Source organism: Aquitalea aquatica (assembly GCF_013911085.1).
GTDB lineage: Bacteria > Pseudomonadota > Gammaproteobacteria > Burkholderiales > Chromobacteriaceae > Aquitalea > Aquitalea aquatica.
This window is the reverse complement of sequence record NZ_JACERN010000022.1, coordinates 102,534-118,972: the sequence shown is the minus strand read 5'-3', so window position 1 is coordinate 118,972 and position 16,439 is coordinate 102,534. Positions and strand designations below refer to the sequence as shown.

The following is a 16,439-nucleotide window of genomic DNA, read 5'->3' as shown; positions in this document are numbered from 1 at the left end:
TTCAATTGGCAAGGCCAGGACGGGGAAAAGGCGAATAGATGGGAAGGCTGCGGAATCAGTTACTTAATCGAAAGGCCCGGCTTTGCCGGGTCCAGTACAATCGCTCCAAATAACTTTGTCAGCAGCCTGAAAACCGGCCATCACGGCCGGTTTTTTCATGGTGTGGGCTGAGCGGGACTGGCCCCGGCCAGCGGCTGGCAATCACGCGCCAGCGAGCGCCCGCCACGGGTAAGCAAGACCGACTGTTCGCCCTTGTTCCACCACACCAGCTGCTGGCTGGCATAACGCACACCACTGGCACTGCTCACCCGTACCAGCCGGTAGTGCTGCCCCTGCCAGAGAATGCGGATGGGTAGCACATCGGCCACTTCCGGCTGCGGGTATTCCACGCTGAGCAGGCGATGGGCCGCACACTGGTAATCCACCCGCTGCATGGCCGGCACGGCTTCGCTGGAGGGTACCTCCGCAGCATTCTCGAGTAGCAAGGGTTGCGGTTCGGCCCACAGCGGCATGGGCAGCAGGCAGGCTAGCAATACAGGCAAGAACTTCATGGCGTTTCCTTGGCGATGGCATCCCCATTCCACGGGGCTACCTTCAGCAGCAACAACATGCCGGGCAAGGCCAGTACGGCGCACAGCAGGAAAAATCCACCCCAGCCCACGGCATCCACAATATAGCCGGTAGCGGCATTGGCAAAGGTGCGCGGCACCGCTGACAAGCTGGTAAACAGGGCAAACTGGGTGGCGGTATAGGCCGGGTGAGTGGTACGGGCGATGAATGCCACAAAGGCCGCCGTGCCCAGGCCCACGCCCAAGGCCTCGAAACCGATCACCAGTGCCAGCTGGCCTAACTGGACAGGACCAATCTGCTGGAAATGACCATAGCTGGCCAGCCAGGCAAAGCCCAGTATCGACAACAGCTGCACCACGCCAAACAGCCATAGCGCCCGGTTGATGCCCAGCTTCAGCATCCATACCCCACCCAGCAGGCCACCGATCACCGCCGGCCACAGCCCGGCGTTCTTGGCCACCAGGCCGATCTGCGATTTGGCAAAGCCCATGTCCAGGTAAAACGGCGTGGCCAATGCGGTGGCCATGCTGTCGCCCAGCTTGTACAGGAAGATGAAGCCCAGAATGGTGGCGGCAGCCCGCCAACCCTGGCGCTGGATGAATTCGTGAAACGGCTCCACCACCGCTTCGCGCAGCGTCTTGGGCGGGGCTGCGCGTAAGGCGGGCTCGGACACCAGCAGGGTCATCAGCACACCCAGCAGCATGAACAGGGCACTGATGATGAATACATTCTGCCAACTGGTGTGGTCGGCCAGAATCAAGGACAGCGAACCGGGCACCAGGCCGGCAAGCCGATAGGCATTGATATGCACCGAGTTGCCCAAACCCAGCTCGGCATCAGTCAGCAGCTCGCGGCGGTAGGCATCCAACACAATGTCCTGGCTGGCGGAGAAAAAGGCCACCACCGCCGCCAGCATGGCAATCTGCTGCAGCTGCAGCCGTGGATCGAACAGGCCGAACAAGGCCATGCTGATCAGCAAGGCCAACTGGCTGAGCAGCATCCAGCCACGCCGCCGCCCCAGTAGCGGCGGCACGAAGCGGTCCAGCAGCGGCGACCACAGGAATTTCCAGGTATAGGGCAGGCCGATCAGGGCAAACAGGCCGATGGCCTTGAGATTGACACCTTCGCTGCGCAGCCAGGCCGGCAACAGGTTGATCAGCAGATACAGCGGCAGGCCTGAGGCAAAGCCGGTAAAAACACAAATCAGCATGCGGCGCGACAAGATGGCCTCGCGCCAGTGCAGGGGAGCTTGTTTCATGAATCCTTGTGGCCGGGGCCAGCAATGCAAAAAAGGCGACCGTAGCCGCCTTTGTGGGTCATCGGTACTCAGCCAGGCTGGCGGGCCACCCGGTAAAACGCCAGGCTGCCGCGCAGATTGGGCAGGAAATGAATACGCTTTTCCTCGTTCATCACCACCCGCTCCAGCACACGGATGCCGTTCTTGGCACACAGGGCCTCAAAGTCGCCCAGCATGCACCAGTGGATGTTCGGCGTGTTGTACCACTCGTAGGGAATGGTTTCCGACACCGGCATATGGCCCTGCAGAATCTGCCAGCGGTTTTCCCAGTAGCCGAAATTGGGGAAGGTAACGATGGCCTCGCGGCCCACGCGCAGCATTTCCACCAGAATCTGCTCGGTATTGTGCATGGCCTGAATGGTTTGCGACAACACCACATGGTCGAAGCGCTGGTCTTCGAATTCGGCCAGACCGGTTTCCAGATTGCCCTGGATGGCGTTGACGCCGGCTTCCACGCAACGCACCACATTGTTGACGTCGAAATCCACGCCGTAGCCACGCACTGCCTTGTGGCGGTTCAGCCAGGACAAGAGGGCACCGTCGCCACAACCCAGGTCCAGCACGCGGCTGGATGGAGCCACCCAATCGGCAATCAGCTGCAGGTCGGCCCGCAAAGTGTTGATGGCGCTCATGCTGTCACCTCCTCGGCCACACGGTTCAGATAGGCGCGCATCAGGTTGACATAGGGCCCGTCCAGCATCAGGAAGGCATCATGGCCGTGTACTGATTCGATTTCGCCATACACCACTTCCTTGTCCGCGGCCACCAGCGCCTTGACGATTTCGCGCGAGCGCTCCGGCGAGAAACGCCAGTCCGAAGTAAAGCTGGCCACCATGAAGCGCGCCGTGGCTTTACGCAGCGCGGCCACGATGTCGTCGTTCAGATCCTTGGCCGGGTCGAAGTAGTCCAGTGCCTTGGTCATCAGCAGATAGGTATTGGCATCGAAATAATCGGAAAACTTGTCACCCTGGTAGCGCAGGTAGGATTCGATTTCGAATTCCACCTCGAAGCCAAACTGGTAGTCGCCGCTTTTGAGCATGCGGCCGAATTTTTCGCCCATGCCGTCATCGGACAGATAGGTGATATGGCCCAGCATGCGCGCCAGTCGCAGGCCGCGCCGCGGAATGGCATTGTGGGCGTAGAAGTCGCCGCCATGGAAATCGGGATCGGTGAGGATGGCCTGCCGTGCCACATCATTGAAGGCAATATTCTGTGCCGACAGTTTGGGAGCCGAGGCAATCACCAGCGCATGGGCCACCCGGTCCGGGTAATCGATGCTCCATTGCAAGGCCTGCATGCCGCCCAGACTGCCGCCAATCACCGCGGCCCAGCGCTCGATGCCCAGCCGGTCGGCCAGCCGCGCCTGCGAGCGCACCCAGTCCGGCACCGTGACCACCGGGAAGGTCGAACCCCAGGGCTGGCCGGTGGCCGGATTGATGGAAGAGGGACCAGTGCTGCCATGGCAGCCACCCAGATTATTCAGCCCCACCACAAAGAAACGGTTGGTATCGATGGGCTTGCCGGGGCCGACCATATTGTCCCACCAGCCGGCTGCCTTATCGTCGGCAGCATAACGGCCGGCCACATGGTGGTGGCCGGACAGCGCGTGGCAAATCAGGATGGCATTGCTGCACGCAGCATTCAGCGTGCCGTAGGTTTCAAAACACAGTTGGTAGGCAGGCAGCACGGCACCGCTGGCCAGATGCAGCGGGGTATCGAACTCCGCGATCTGCGCCTCTACGATGCCGACGGACCTTGTCAGATCGGACATAACAAAAAAGGCCTCTAATGATTATTGCCCCGCCGGCGGCCTTGCCGGCCATTCTCGTTGCGGGGCCTCCTGTAGGCTACGGCTGCTATCATCGCCTGTCTGGCCGATTATATCCATAGCCTTGCTTGCTCCTGAGCGGCCCACACCGCATAATCGGCCCGGTTTTCCTGCCTGTTACCCGCCATGATCGGTCGCCTGTTTCGCCTCGTGCTGCTGTTTGCCGTACTGTATGCCATCGTGCGCTGGCTGCTGGACCGGCGTCAGCGGGCAAGCCTGCGCGAATTCATCAGTACGCTAGCCACCGCCCTGCTGGCGGCATCGGCCATTTTTGTACTGCTGTACTGGCTGGGTTTTCACCAGCTCTAGGCATACAAGCCTTGATATGGCACAGGGCCATGCCGGGGCAAACTGCCTAAGCTGTGGGCTTTTCTGTCCACACCCAGCCGTTTAGCACCATGGACCTTACCGCTCATCTGCATACCTTTGGCCATTATCTCAAGCGCCGTCATGGCCAGCCGGTACACAAGCTGTCACTGGCCGGTGATTTCACCTGCCCCAACCGCGACGGCACGCTGGGCCGTGGTGGCTGCACCTTCTGCAATGTCAAAAGCTTTGGTCGCGATGCCGGCACGCTGTCGATCAGCGAGCAGATTACCCGCGAAAAAGGCAAGACCGACCGCGCGCGCCGCTACCTGGCCTACTTTCAGGCCTACACCAGCACCTATGCCGAAGTCAGCCGTCTGCGTCAGCTATATGACGAAGCCACCGTCGCCGCCGATGTGGTGGGCCTGTGCGTAGGCACCCGGCCAGACTGCGTGCCGGACAGCGCGCTGGAACTGCTGGCCTCCTATCAGGCCGCCGGCAAGGAAGTGTGGCTGGAGCTGGGCTTGCAAACCGCCCATGACCACACCCAGCGGCGCATTCACCGTGGCCACACCCTGGCCGACTACCGTGATGCGGTACGCCGCGCCCAGCAGCATGGCCTGAAGGTGTGTACCCACCTGATTGCCGGTCTGCCCGGCGAAGACACTGCCGATATGCATGCCACGCTGGAAACCGTGCTGGAAATCGGTGTACAGGGGCTGAAGCTGCACCCGCTGATGATCGTGCGCGGCAGCCGCATGGCGGCGCAGTACCAGCGTGACGAGGTGTCGGCCATGGCACTGGACGACTACGCCAGCCTGGCCGCCTCGTTGATCCGCCATACGCCACCCGAGGTGGTGTTCCACCGGATATCGGCCACGGCACAAGCCCCCACCCTGATTGCGCCCGAGTGGTGCGGCCCACGCTGGAGCGCCCTGCAAGCCATCGGCCAGTTGCTGGCACGCGATGGCGGCCAAGGCAGTGCACTGGGGCGGAGCTGGCCGACAGCAAGCGCCTGAGGCGAAATTAGTTACTGGCTATCAATCAGCCAAGAACAATCGCAAAGATTGCATGTCAGATTCTCCTTGTTGCTGCGACAAAGAAACACAGCACCGGAGAAACCATCATGCTCATCCAGAAACCTGCCGACATCGCCCCTTCGGAAATCACCCCCGAAGGTGTCTACTTCAATCGCCGCCAGTTCATGCTGGGTAGCGCCGGGCTGCTGCTGTCCGGTGAAACCCTAGCCGCACTGGCGGGCAAGAAAAGCACACTGTCGACCAGCGACAAGCCCAATAGCCTGAAAGAAATCACTACCTACAATAATTACTATGAATTCGGCACTGACAAGAGCGAACCGGCGATGTATGCCGGATCCTTGAAAACCCGGCCATGGAATGTGGTGGTGGACGGCGAAGTGGGCAAGGCGCGCAGCTTTGGCATAGAAGAACTGCTGAAGCAACCGCTGGAAGAGCGCATCTACCGCCTGCGCTGTGTGGAAGGCTGGAGCATGGTGGTTCCCTGGATAGGCTTTCCGCTGGCCAGCCTGCTTAAACAAGTAGCCCCCAACTCGCGCGCCAAATACGTGGCCTTCGAAACCCTGCAACGCCCGGCCGAGATGCCCGGTCAGCGCAGCCGCGTGCTGGACTGGCCTTACCGCGAAGGGCTGCGCATGGACGAAGCCATGCACCCGCTGACCATTCTGGCCGTGGGCCTGTACAACGATGTGCTGCCCAACCAGAACGGCGCGCCGATACGGCTGGTAGTGCCGTGGAAGTATGGCTTCAAGAGCATCAAGTCCATCGTGCGCATCCATCTGCAAGAGCAAATGCCGGCCACCAGCTGGAATATGGCCAATGCCCACGAGTACGGCTTCTATTCCAATGTAAACCCAGACGTGGATCACCCACGCTGGAGCCAGGCCAGCGAACGGCGCATCGGCGAATTTCTCAAGCGCAAGACCCTGCCGTTCAACGGCTATGGTGATCAGGTGGCCAGCCTGTATCGCGGCATGGACCTGCGACGGAATTTCTGACATGACCACCCTGCGCATGAAAAACCCGGCTGCCAGCCGCCAGCCAACCCGCTTCAACTGGCTGAAAATCACCGTGTTCCTGCTCGCCTTGCTGCCGCTGGCGCGCGCGGCGTGGATCGTGCTGTCCGGCATGGCGGTCAATCCAGTGGAGTTCATCACCCGCTCCACCGGCACCTGGACGCTGAGCTTTTTGCTGATCACCCTGGCCATCAGCCCCTTGCGCCAGCTGTCCGGCTGGGGCTGGCCACTACGCCTGCGGCGCATGCTGGGCCTGTATGCCTTCTTTTACGGCTGCCTGCACTTCACCACCTATCTCTGGCTCGACCAGTTCTTTGACTGGTCCGGCATATTGCACGACATCGCCAAGCGCCCCTTCATCACCGTCGGTTTTGCCGCCATGCTGCTGATGACGCCGCTGGCCATCACCTCCACTCAGGGCTGGATGCGCCGGCTCAAGCGCAACTGGGGCCGGCTGCACCGGCTGGTCTACCCGGTCGCCATGCTGGGTGTGTTGCACTACTGGTGGCTGGTGAAAAAAGACCTGACCCAACCGCTGCTCTACGGCACCGCGCTCGCGCTCTTGCTGGGCTGGCGGCTGTACCGGCGCTGGCGCCAGCCCTAAACCGGCAATATCTGCTCGAAATGCTCCACCACCGGAAACGGCTGATAGAAATGATGCAACAGCCGTTTCCACTCCTGATAGCCCGCTGACTGACGAAAACCCTGCTCATGGGCGGCCACGCTGTCCCAGCCAACCAGCAACAGGTATTTGCCTTCCACTTCCAGACAGCGTTGCAACTGGTGCCAGTGATAGCCCGGCATGCTGGCGATAATCAGCTGAGCCTGGGCAAAGGCGGCTTCGAACTCCTGCTGCATACCGGCTTTCACCTGCAGCATGGCGGCTTCCAGAATCATCACGGCTCCCCGCAGAAAACCTCAGCATGCCACAAGCCACACGGTTTGCAGTTGTCCGCCGCAGCCACTAAAGTAGCCGTTTTGCCGTAAATGGATAGACGGATATGTCCAAGGAAAAGACCCCGGTCACCCAGGCCATTCGCGTGCTGCGCGAACACAAGGTGGAGTACAGCGAGCATCTGTACAAATACGAAGACAAAGGCGGTACCACGGTGTCAGCCCGCGAACTGGGCGTGGATGAGCATTGCGTGGTCAAAACCCTGATCATGGAAGACGAGCAGAAGCACCCACTGATCGTGCTGATGCATGGCGACCGCGAAGTGGGCACCGGCATGCTGGCCAAACAGATCGGGGTGAAAAAGGTGAGTCCTTGCGACCCGAAAACGGCAGACAAGCACAGCGGCTATCAGGTGGGCGGCACCAGCCCCTTCGGCACCCGCCACCCGATGCCGGTGTACATGGAAAGCAGCATTGCCGAGCTGCCACGCATCTATATCAACGGTGGCAAGCGCGGTTTCCTGATTGGCGTGGCCCCGCAGGAAGTCATCCGCGTATTGCAGCCGGTGCTGGTACAGGCAGCCGCCTGAATCCGGACGCAAAACAGGGCGGTCACGCCGCCCTGTTTGCTAGCAAAGTCTGCCGCTTTACCACCACCAGAACATGAAGCCCCAGGCGGCATCCACCAGCGCCATGCCGGCCAGCAAGCTGGCTAGGGCTGGCACACTACGCCAGCCGGCACGCCATTGCCGCACGATGCCCGCCGCCAGCCATAGCGACCAGATATTGGCCAGCAGCAGCAAGCCCAGGCGCAGATCATTCGCCCAGCCGGTGGCAATGCCCTCGGCCTTGAGCAGGGTGACGGTCAGCGCCGACAAGCCCAGAAACACCCCGATACCGGCCAGCGGAATCAGGCTTTGTGCCAGATGATGCAAACGCTGCTTGCGCCAGGGCCCAGCCAGCCGCACCGCGACAGCCAACGCCAGCAGCAGGCCGCTACCAATCACCAGCGCGGTACCCAGCATGTAGGCGATGATGGACATGCCATCCAGCCAGGAAAACACGTCATTGTGATCCGGGTAATGCGTCAGTAGCCACCACGGCGCATCGGTATCCAGCGGCCACATGATATCGTGATCCACCAGCCATTCCGCCGCAGTCTGTTTCAGTTCGACAAACCAGGGGCTGGCTGTCCAGTGAAAGCCGCCCATGGCAATGCCGAGCAGGCCATAGACAATCAGCAGGGTCTGCCACACCGTGGCTTCCTTGGCCGCCACTTTCACCACCTCCTCTGCCGGCGAACGCAGGCTGAGGCTGATGGCATCGCGATGACCGCTGCAGCGGCCGCACATATGGCAGCCACTACCGCCCTGCATGTGGCGCAGCGGCTGCAAGGGTGCGCAATCCACCGCCTGGATACGGATCACGCCGGACTGGCGTGCCGACTCCTGCCAGCGCTGCTCATCCACCTTGTAATGCATGGGCGCCAGTTTGGAGAGCAAGGCAAACACGCCGTTTACCGGACACAGATGGCGGCACCAGGCACGCTTGCCACGGGTATACACCAGGCCGATGGCAATGGCGGCCACGGTAGAGCCGCCCAGCACCAGCAAAGCGGCCTTGGGGTACTGATACACACTCACCAGCTGACCGTACAGGGTGGTGAGGGCAAAGGCGACAAAGGGCCAGCCATCCCAGCGCATCCAGCGCGGAATCGGTCGGCCCAGGCCTTTCTTGGCAGCCCATTCGCTCAGCGCCCCTTCCGGACAGAGCACGCCACACCACAAGCGGCCAAACAGCACCATGGACAGCAGCACGAAAGGCCACCAGATGCCCCAGAACACGAACTGGGCAAAAATGGTGAGATTGTTGACGATGCGGGCGCTGTCACCCGGCAATGGCAGCCAGGCGGGAATCAGCAACAGTGCCGCATACACCAGCACCACCAGCCATTGCAGCAGGCGCAGGGTGCCGGCATGGTCGCGCAGCCAGTTGCCAACGGCAGTCAGGCGGCCATTGCCGGCAGCGGCGTGGCTGCCGCAACCGCTGTTAAGCGGGTGCAGCAACTCGGGCCGGCGACGGTGATCAGCAAGTGGTTTCATGCGGCCTGACGACGCTTGCGCCAGAAGAACATGCCAAATACGGCAGCCCAGAACAGGAGATAGGCCAGCAGGCTCATCAGCGCCGGGTGGGCACGGTAACCGGTAAGCGAAGCCACCACACCACCTGCCGGGCTCATGTCATCCAGCACCGCCGAACTGTCCCACAGCGGGTCGATCAGCGCCGGCAGGATTTCCATGGAAATCAGCTTCTCCACCCCAGCCAGGAACAAGGACGCCCCCAGCAGCAGCAGCATGATTTCGGTCACGCGGAAGAACAGCCGCCAGGACAGCACCTTGCCCCCCAGCTGCAAGACGAAGAAGGTGAGGAAGGCCAGCCCCAGCCCCAGTAGTGCCGCGCCGCTCATGTTCAGCAAGGTCTGACCGTCGGCACTGCCCAGCATGCCGTACAGGAACACCACGGTTTCGCTGCCTTCACGCGCCACGGCAATGGCCACCAGGGTGGTGACGCCCCACCAGTTGGCAGTGCTGGCATTATCCGCCAGGCCGGATTCCAGTTCCTTTTTCAGCGTGCGGCCATGCTCGCGCATCCACAGCACCATCTGCACGATCAGGCCGGAGGCCATGAATTCCATCACGGTCTGGAACACATCCTGCGAACCAGCCATCAGCGTACTGGCGGAAAACAGCGCCACCGCCAGCAATACCGCCAGCGCAATGCCCAGCGCCACACCACCCCACAAATAGGGTTTACCGGCCTTGCCCTGCGGGTTCTGGTTCATCCAGGCATTGAGAATGCCCACCACCAGCAAGGCTTCGACGCTTTCGCGCCAGACGATGAACAATACCTGACCCATTGTTTTACCTTCTTCCTGCGCGTGTCACTTACTTGGCAACAATCACGCCCTGCGCGGTTGCCATGTGGAAATCATCGAAGAACTTGTACTCGCCTGCAGCCAGCGGCAGGATCACTACCGAGGAAGTCACCCCTGGCGCCAATACTTTTTCCTTGCGCAGCTGGGTGCTTTCGAATTCGGCCGGCGTCTTGCCGGTATTGCTCACTTCCAGACGGAACTTGGTATTCACCGGCACCTGCAGGCGCGCCGGCTTGAGGACGCCGTCCTTCAGCTCCAGCTTGTAGGTGGGCATGTCGTCCGCCAGCGCCGACATCGACAGCAGTGCTGCCGCCAGAAACATCGCAATTTTCATGTGCAACCCCTGAATGGAAAACAGCGCTGTCTCAAATCAGGCAGCGCTGTTTCTTATAATACTCCAACGGGAATGGTTTGCGTTTAGATTCGCATTACACTTTGCCGTCGGGCGCTACGGCTTAGTAGCCGCCCTTCTTGCCAATACCGGCGTAGGTGAATTCGTAGTTCACCTCAAAAGACTTGTACCACGGGCCCACGCCGGTTTCCTTGTCCACATGGCGGCCAAAGTGGGCGTGCGGGTTTTCCGACGGCGGCAGGATGGTCAGCTTCAGCTTGTACTTGCCCGGGCCTTGCAGCTTGACGTTGTCACCATAGTGCGGGCCATCGTTGGCCACCATCGGCATCATGTCGCCCTTGATGCTGCCCTTGCCACCTACCTTGGTCAGTTCGTACTTGACCATCAGGTAAGGCATCCACGCGCCTTCTTCAAAACCATTGGGATTGTTCTTCAGCGCGTGAATATCGGCTTCCAGATGCACGTCGGACTCCTCAGCCTTGCGCATCATGCCTTCCGGCTCCATCTTGGTCGGCTGCAGGTAAACCGCGCCGATTTCCATGCCATTCTTGATCGCCGGCTTGCCAATCGGGTATTCCTTGGCCGCCGCAACGGCGCTCAGGGTCAAGGCGGCAGAAGCCAGCAACAAGGTGCTTACGGTAGAACGCATGAGATGCCCTTTCTCAAAGCAGCAAGCAGCCGGTGCGGCTACAAAAACTGCAAGCGAATGATAATTTTTCTCATTCTACATAAGAATCATTCTCTTTCGCAACATCCCCACACTGGCTTATCAGGAAAAAAACCGATAAATACCGGAATCAGCCAAGACATTTACCAGAAATTACCGTCGATACCAGCAGAAACTGACTGACTGCCATCAGCGCGCGGCAAGTCGTGCCAGGCGGCGGCGATAGGCACTACGGAAGAGGAAGCCCAGCAACAGAAAGCCCGCCATACAGCAAGCCAGGCTGAGCGTGCTGCCCCACACCAGCGGCGCAATCACGCCAGCCACGATGCTCCCCAGCATGGTCTGCAAAAAACCTTGCAAGGACGATACCGTCCCGCGCAGCGCTGGAAACTGGTCCATCAGGTTGAGCGTGATGGACGGTGCCGCCAGCGACATGCCGGTGGTGTACAGCGCCAGCGGCAATACCGCCCAGGGCATGGCTGCCTCTGCCACCAGCAGGTTGTAGGCCAGGTTGGCCCCGGCCGCAGCAAACATCAGCACATAACCCAGGGTAACGATCTCGCGTGCGCCGCGCCGGCCCGCCATCTTGCCGGACAGATAGGCCCCGAACATGATGCCGGACACCGCCGGGCCAAACATCCACAAAAACTGGTCTGGTCGCAAATGCAGATGCTGCAACAGAAACACCGGTGCCGAGGGGATATACAGAAAGAAACCGGCAAAATTGCAGGACACCGCAGCGGCCAGCAGCTGGAAATCGCGCTTGCGCAATACTTCCAGATAATTCTGCAACAGCGAGCGCCAGGCCAGCGGCGTACGCAGGTGGGCATGGTGGGTTTCATCCAGCGCAAACCAGCTCATCACAAACAACGCCAGGCCGATCAGCGCCATGAACACAAAGATGGAGTGCCAGCCAAAAGCACCAAACAGCCAGCCGCCCACCACCGGGGCAATCGCCGGCGACAGCGAAAACAGCATGGTCACCTGCGACATCAGCCGCTGCGCCTCCGCACCGTCCAGCTTGTCGCGGATGATGGCTCGCCCCACCACCAGCCCGGCCCCGCCACACAGCCCCTGCAAACCACGAAACAACAACAACCAGCCCAGCGAAGGCGCCAGCGCACAACCGAGCGAGGCCAGACTGAACAGCAAGGTGGTGACCAGTACCACCGGTCGGCGGCCAATGGCGTCGGAAATCGAGCCGTGCCACAGCATCATCACCGCATAGCACAACAAATAGACGGTGAGAGCCTGTTGCATTTGCAGCGGCGAAGCCGACAGCGATAACCCAATGGCCTGCATGGCAGGTAAAAAGGTATCGATCGAGAAGGGGCCCAGCGTGGACAGGGCCGCCAGTAATATGGCCAAACCGAAATGGCTGCGTGCGGAATACGACATGAAAATCCGATAAAAACAGGTGGGGGCGGCCCATGTTACCGCCCGCCCCGCACAAAGCCAAACCCTTGGCGAGTGCGCCTGGCTGGGCGAGAATGCGCGCCGGAAGAAAACCGCGCTACGCGGCAGACGATCTGCACTACACAAAAAAAAAGTTTTCTGCCTAAGATGGAAGTTGCTGACTCCACCCGCCGCGCCCTGGCGGCACAGCGCGGCCCTGCCTTGCACCACCGTGTACGGCCGCACCATCTTCCTGCCCCACCATAATCAAAAGGGAGACCATTCATGATCCGTCTATACCACAACCCGCGCTGTTCCAAATCGCGCGAGGCATTGGCACTGCTACAAGAAGCCGGTGCCGAGGTCGAAGTCATCGAGTACCTGAAACACCCACCGACCGCAGCAGAACTTGACCACATCCTCACACTGCTGCAACTGGAACCCCGTGACCTGCTGCGCACCAAGGAAGAGGAATACGAAACCCTGTGTCTGGACGACATCACGCTGGAGCGTGAGTCGCTGATCGAAACCATGGTGGACAATCCCATGCTGATCGAGCGCCCGATTGCCGTCAGCGCCAACATGGCCGTGGTCGGCCGTCCGCCAGAAAAGGTACTCAGCCTGCTGGATCGCTAAAAGCGGCTAAGAAAATAACGTAGCGTCCCTGGGGCAAGGTGCAATGCCGCAACAGGTTTTTTTGTTAGCAGCCCGAAGCCGCCAGCCACACCGCTCACCCAAACTGTCAGATACGCACCAGGCGATTCAGCCTGGTGTTTTTCATTGGCCTGACCGCCCGCTTGTCGTAGCAAAACTACAGCCCAGCCTTGCTGCAATGACTTCCATCCAAATAATAACTTGAAAAATAATAACGGACGTTACTAAAATGCCTTCCATGAACAAATCATTCCATCATCTGGAACAGGCAGTCGACCGCATCGAAAACCGCTTTCCGGGCGTACCGCGCCAGGAGGTGATTCTGACGCGGCTGTACTACCACATCATGCCGCGACTCACCTGCTATCTGAATGAGGGCATGAAGGAATACGGCCTCAACGAGTCGCTGTGGATGTCGCTGCTGGCCCTGTATGCCTGTCCGCAGCAGACGCTGTTTCCATCCGACATCAGCGACACGCTCGACTCCTCGCGTACCAATGCCACGCGGATTGTCGACGAACTGGTGCGCAATGACTGGGCCACGCGGATTCCCTGTGCGGAAGATCGCCGCAAGATCCGGCTGGAACTCACGGCCAAAGGCCTGGCACTGGTAGAAGAACTGCTGCCGATCTCCCGCGCCAGCCATCGCGCGCTGTGGCAGGACTTCGATGCCGAAGAACTGCAGCTGATGGAAAAAATGATGCGCAAGCTACTGGCCAGACTGGGCGGCTAACACACAGGCAGCGCCTGGCAACAGCTTGCTGTTGCACGCACAAATAATAACTTGAGTGACTATCACACCATCAATCATCATGATGGAATCTGGAGACCCACAAGGTGAATAAACCCAATTGGCAGCAGACCGCCGGCCTGCTGATGCTTACCGCCATGCTGGGTGGCTGCGCCGGTTTCGGCGACGACACCACCCCGGCCCGGCCGCTGTCTGCGACCCAGTTGCAGTTGGGCGAGCAGGCGGCCAGCCAGGTACATGCCGGCTGGTGGCAGCAACTGAATGATCCGGCACTCAATCAGCTGATCGACACCGCACTGCAGCAAGCACCGTCACTAAAAGTAGCCGATGCCCGTCTGCGCGAAGCACGCAGTGCCGTCGGCATGGCCCAAAGCAAGGAAGGCCCACAAGTCGAGGCCAGTGCCACTCTCGACCGCGAACGCTACTCGCTGTACGGCCTGCTGCCACCGCCCATCGGTGGCAACTACTACAACGTCTACACCATGTCGCTGGGCGCCAGCTGGGAAATCGACTTCTGGGGCAAGCACCGCGCAGCGGTAAAAGCTGCGCTGGGCAACCAGCAAGCCATCGCACTGGAAGGCCAGCAGGCCCGTCTGGTCATCACCCAGGCCGTGATCGCCCAGTACACCAGCCTGCAACGCATCCAGGAACAAGCCCGACTGCTGCAGGCACGCCAGCAACTGGCACAAAGCCAGCTGGCACTGACCCATGCCCGTGTTACCGCCGGCCTGCTGCCCGGTGACAGTCTGCGAGAACGTGAAATCCAGCTCAAGCGCCTGAGCCAGCAAAGCAGTGCACTGGCCAACGATGCCGACCATGCCCGTCATGCGCTGGCGGCACTGACCGGCCAGCCGCCTAATGCGCTGGCCAGCCTCAAGCCCGCCCCCTTGCGCCCAGCCCCGGCCATGCCGGAGGCCGCACTGACGCTGGACATCCTCAGCCAGCGTCCGGACATCGTGGCCCAGCGCGAGCGCGTTGAAGCCATGAACCAGTCGATCAAGGTAGCCAAGGCAGAGTTCTACCCCAATGTGTCGTTGTCGGCCTTTATCGGCCAGTCGGCACTGGAAACCTCGAACCTGTTCAATACCGGCTCCAAGATTGTCGGCATCACGCCAGCCATCCACTTGCCGATATTCACCTCCGGCGCGCTGCAGGCCAATCTGGCGTCCAGCCGTGCGCGTTACGACATTGCGGTGGAAAACTACAACCAGACCGTGCTGGATGCGCTGCGCGATGCGGCAGACAGCCTGTCCACCTGGCAAAAAGCCGCCAGCCAGTTGTCCGATGCCCACCAGGCGACACAGCTGAGCCGCAAGGCCTCCGACTCCACCGTGCTGCGCTTCAAGGCCGGTCTGGTCAACAAGCTGGCCGTACTGGATGCGCAGGAAGCCGACCTCAACCAGCAAGCCGGCAAGGTCGACGCCACTGCGGCCAACCGCCTGGCCTGGGCCGCACTGAATACCGCACTGGGCGGGGGTTTCGCCACCAGTGAAACCACCCAACAAGCCCGCTAAGGACACCCATCATGGATAAGCAGATCGAGACGGCGAAAAGCCGCAAACGCAATCTTTTTGTCGCCACCGGCATCATCGCCGCCCTGGCCATTGGCTACGGTGCCTACTGGGGCCTGGTGCTGAGCCATCAGGAAAACACCGACGACGCCTATGTCGCCGGCCACATGGTGCAGCTGACCCCGGAAGTGGGCGGCACCGTGGTGAAGATTGCCGCCGAGGATACCGACCGCGTCAACAGCGGCCAGACCGTGGTGGCGTTTGACAACAGCGATGCCAAGCTGGCCTTCGAGCGCGCCCGCAATGAATTTGCCCAGACCGTGCGTGAAACCCGCCAGCTGATGACCAGCACCCAGCAACTGGCCGCCCAGGTTGCCGTGCGCGAAGCCGAGCTGGCCAAAGCCCAGGCCGACCTGAAACGCCGGGAAACCCTGGCCGGCTCCGATGCCATCTCCAGCGAAGAACTGGGCCATGCGCGCGATGCTGTCAGCACCGCCAAGGCCGCGCTGGACGCCGCCCGCGAACAGGCCAAGGCCACCGATGCCCTGGTGGGCAAGGACGTACTGGCCAAGCAGCCGAACGTACAACGTGCCGCCAGCAAGCTGAAGGAAGCCTGGCTGGCGCTGCAGCGTACCGAGGTCAAGGCACCGGTTTCCGGCTATGTGGCCCGCCGTAATGTACAGGTTGGCCAGCGCGTGGCCGCCGGTACCCCGCTGATGGTGGTGGTGCCGCTGGAAAGCGTATGGGTGGATGCCAACTTCAAGGAAGTGCAGCTGGCCAAGATCCGTATCGGCCAGGACGTGGAGCTGACGGCCGACTTGTACGGCAGCAAGGTGAGCTATCACGGCAAGGTGCAGGGCCTGTCGGCCGGCACCGGCAGTGCCTTCTCGCTGTTGCCGGCGCAAAACGCCACCGGCAACTGGATCAAGGTGGTGCAACGCGTGCCGGTGCGTATCCAGCTGGACCCGAAACAGCTGAAGGAACACCCGCTGCGCGTGGGCCTGTCGGTGGATGCCGTGGTCGACATCTCCAAGCAGGATGGTCCTTCGCTGGCTGATACGCCGCGCACCACTCCGGCCCAGGAAACCCACGCCCTGACGCCAGACCTGAAACAGGCTGACGAACTGGTCGCCAGCCTGCTGGCCGCCAACGCCCAGTAATCCCCCGGTCGCTATCGGCTGCGGCAGCACGCCGCGCCGGCAGCTCCGTCTTGAGGACTTTCCGTC

19 protein-coding genes are annotated in these 16,439 nt (G+C 61.0%); 9 read left to right on the top strand and 10 right to left on the bottom strand.

Annotated elements, in window-relative coordinates; all coding sequences use genetic code 11:
• Positions 1–155: 155 nt before the first annotated feature.
• The 4 genes from H2Z84_RS06475 to metX all read right to left on the bottom strand — a co-directional run bounded on the left by H2Z84_RS06475 (position 156) and on the right by metX (position 3,638).
• Positions 156–551 carry an MliC family protein gene (locus H2Z84_RS06475; protein ID WP_181835249.1) on the bottom strand — a complete coding sequence of 132 codons (396 nt, stop codon included), beginning with the start codon at positions 549–551 and terminating at the stop codon, positions 156–158.
• Complete coding sequence (locus H2Z84_RS06470) at positions 548–1,828, bottom strand: AmpG family muropeptide MFS transporter (protein ID WP_181835248.1); 1,281 nt, start codon at positions 1,826–1,828, stop codon at positions 548–550. Before H2Z84_RS06470 ends, H2Z84_RS06475 begins: the two co-directional genes overlap by 4 nt.
• Before the next feature lie 68 nt (positions 1,829–1,896).
• Positions 1,897–2,499, bottom strand: a complete 603-nt coding sequence (gene metW, locus H2Z84_RS06465; protein WP_181835247.1) for a methionine biosynthesis protein MetW — start codon at positions 2,497–2,499, stop codon at positions 1,897–1,899.
• Complete coding sequence (gene metX / locus H2Z84_RS06460) at positions 2,496–3,638, bottom strand: homoserine O-succinyltransferase MetX (RefSeq protein WP_181835246.1); 1,143 nt, start codon at positions 3,636–3,638, stop codon at positions 2,496–2,498. Before metX ends, metW begins: the two co-directional genes overlap by 4 nt.
• A 183-nt stretch (positions 3,639–3,821) precedes the next feature.
• Between metX and H2Z84_RS06455 the strand changes: the two genes are divergently transcribed.
• The 4 genes from H2Z84_RS06455 to msrQ all read left to right on the top strand — a co-directional run bounded on the left by H2Z84_RS06455 (position 3,822) and on the right by msrQ (position 6,658).
• The gene (locus H2Z84_RS06455) at positions 3,822–4,004 is read left to right on the top strand and encodes a protein MIGRI (protein ID WP_181835245.1); all 183 of its coding nucleotides are present in this window, start codon (positions 3,822–3,824) and stop codon (positions 4,002–4,004) included.
• A gap of 89 nt (positions 4,005–4,093) precedes the next feature.
• Positions 4,094–5,020: a tRNA modification radical SAM protein MnmL/YtqA gene (mnmL, locus tag H2Z84_RS06450; RefSeq protein WP_181835244.1), complete on the top strand. Its 927-nt coding sequence runs from the start codon at positions 4,094–4,096 to the stop codon at positions 5,018–5,020.
• A gap of 107 nt (positions 5,021–5,127) precedes the next feature.
• Complete coding sequence (gene msrP / locus H2Z84_RS06445; RefSeq protein WP_181835243.1) at positions 5,128–6,036, top strand: protein-methionine-sulfoxide reductase catalytic subunit MsrP; 909 nt, start codon at positions 5,128–5,130, stop codon at positions 6,034–6,036.
• Between the two features lies 1 nt (position 6,037).
• On the top strand, positions 6,038–6,658 hold the full coding sequence (msrQ, locus tag H2Z84_RS06440; protein ID WP_181835242.1) for a protein-methionine-sulfoxide reductase heme-binding subunit MsrQ: 621 nt from the start codon (positions 6,038–6,040) through the stop codon (positions 6,656–6,658).
• Here msrQ and H2Z84_RS06435 read toward each other — a convergent pair.
• Positions 6,655–6,951 carry an antibiotic biosynthesis monooxygenase family protein gene (locus H2Z84_RS06435; protein WP_181835241.1) on the bottom strand — a complete coding sequence of 99 codons (297 nt, stop codon included), beginning with the start codon at positions 6,949–6,951 and terminating at the stop codon, positions 6,655–6,657. The two genes, msrQ and H2Z84_RS06435, sit on opposite strands and share 4 nt — an antisense overlap.
• 104 nt (positions 6,952–7,055) lie before the next feature.
• On the opposite strand from H2Z84_RS06435, the gene ybaK reads away from it, so the two are divergent.
• Positions 7,056–7,538 (top strand): Cys-tRNA(Pro) deacylase, encoded by a 483-nt coding sequence (ybaK, locus tag H2Z84_RS06430; RefSeq protein WP_181835240.1) that lies wholly within the window; start codon positions 7,056–7,058, stop codon positions 7,536–7,538.
• A gap of 57 nt (positions 7,539–7,595) precedes the next feature.
• On the opposite strand, the gene H2Z84_RS06425 is transcribed toward ybaK, so the two are convergent.
• The 5 genes from H2Z84_RS06425 to H2Z84_RS06405 form a co-directional block, all read right to left on the bottom strand.
• Positions 7,596–9,050 carry a 4Fe-4S binding protein gene (locus H2Z84_RS06425; RefSeq protein ID WP_181835239.1) on the bottom strand — a complete coding sequence of 485 codons (1,455 nt, stop codon included), beginning with the start codon at positions 9,048–9,050 and terminating at the stop codon, positions 7,596–7,598.
• Positions 9,047–9,865: an FTR1 family iron permease gene (locus H2Z84_RS06420; RefSeq protein WP_181835238.1), complete on the bottom strand. Its 819-nt coding sequence runs from the start codon at positions 9,863–9,865 to the stop codon at positions 9,047–9,049. The genes H2Z84_RS06425 and H2Z84_RS06420 overlap by 4 nt, the downstream gene beginning before the upstream one ends.
• A gap of 28 nt (positions 9,866–9,893) precedes the next feature.
• On the bottom strand, positions 9,894–10,217 hold the full coding sequence (locus H2Z84_RS06415; RefSeq protein ID WP_181835237.1) for a cupredoxin domain-containing protein: 324 nt from the start codon (positions 10,215–10,217) through the stop codon (positions 9,894–9,896).
• A 121-nt stretch (positions 10,218–10,338) separates the two neighbouring features.
• Positions 10,339–10,884, bottom strand: a complete 546-nt coding sequence (locus tag H2Z84_RS06410) for an iron transporter (RefSeq protein WP_089083616.1) — start codon at positions 10,882–10,884, stop codon at positions 10,339–10,341.
• Positions 10,885–11,091: 207 nt separating this feature from the next.
• Positions 11,092–12,300 (bottom strand): multidrug effflux MFS transporter, encoded by a 1,209-nt coding sequence (locus H2Z84_RS06405; RefSeq protein ID WP_181835236.1) that lies wholly within the window; start codon positions 12,298–12,300, stop codon positions 11,092–11,094.
• 282 nt (positions 12,301–12,582) lie between these two features.
• Between H2Z84_RS06405 and arsC the strand changes: the two genes are divergently transcribed.
• The 4 genes from arsC (at position 12,583) to H2Z84_RS06385 (ending at position 16,373) form a co-directional block, all read left to right on the top strand.
• Complete coding sequence (gene arsC / locus H2Z84_RS06400) at positions 12,583–12,933, top strand: arsenate reductase (glutaredoxin) (protein WP_181835235.1); 351 nt, start codon at positions 12,583–12,585, stop codon at positions 12,931–12,933.
• A gap of 256 nt (positions 12,934–13,189) precedes the next feature.
• A complete protein-coding gene (locus H2Z84_RS06395) occupies positions 13,190–13,684 on the top strand; it encodes a MarR family transcriptional regulator (protein ID WP_181835234.1) in 495 nt (164 codons plus the stop codon).
• A 104-nt stretch (positions 13,685–13,788) separates the two neighbouring features.
• Positions 13,789–15,216, top strand: coding sequence for an efflux transporter outer membrane subunit (locus tag H2Z84_RS06390; RefSeq protein WP_309545445.1), 1,428 nt, complete (start codon positions 13,789–13,791; stop codon positions 15,214–15,216).
• An 11-nt stretch (positions 15,217–15,227) separates the two neighbouring features.
• The gene (locus H2Z84_RS06385) at positions 15,228–16,373 is read left to right on the top strand and encodes an HlyD family secretion protein (RefSeq protein WP_181835233.1); all 1,146 of its coding nucleotides are present in this window, start codon (positions 15,228–15,230) and stop codon (positions 16,371–16,373) included.
• Positions 16,374–16,439: the final 66 nt, after the last annotated feature.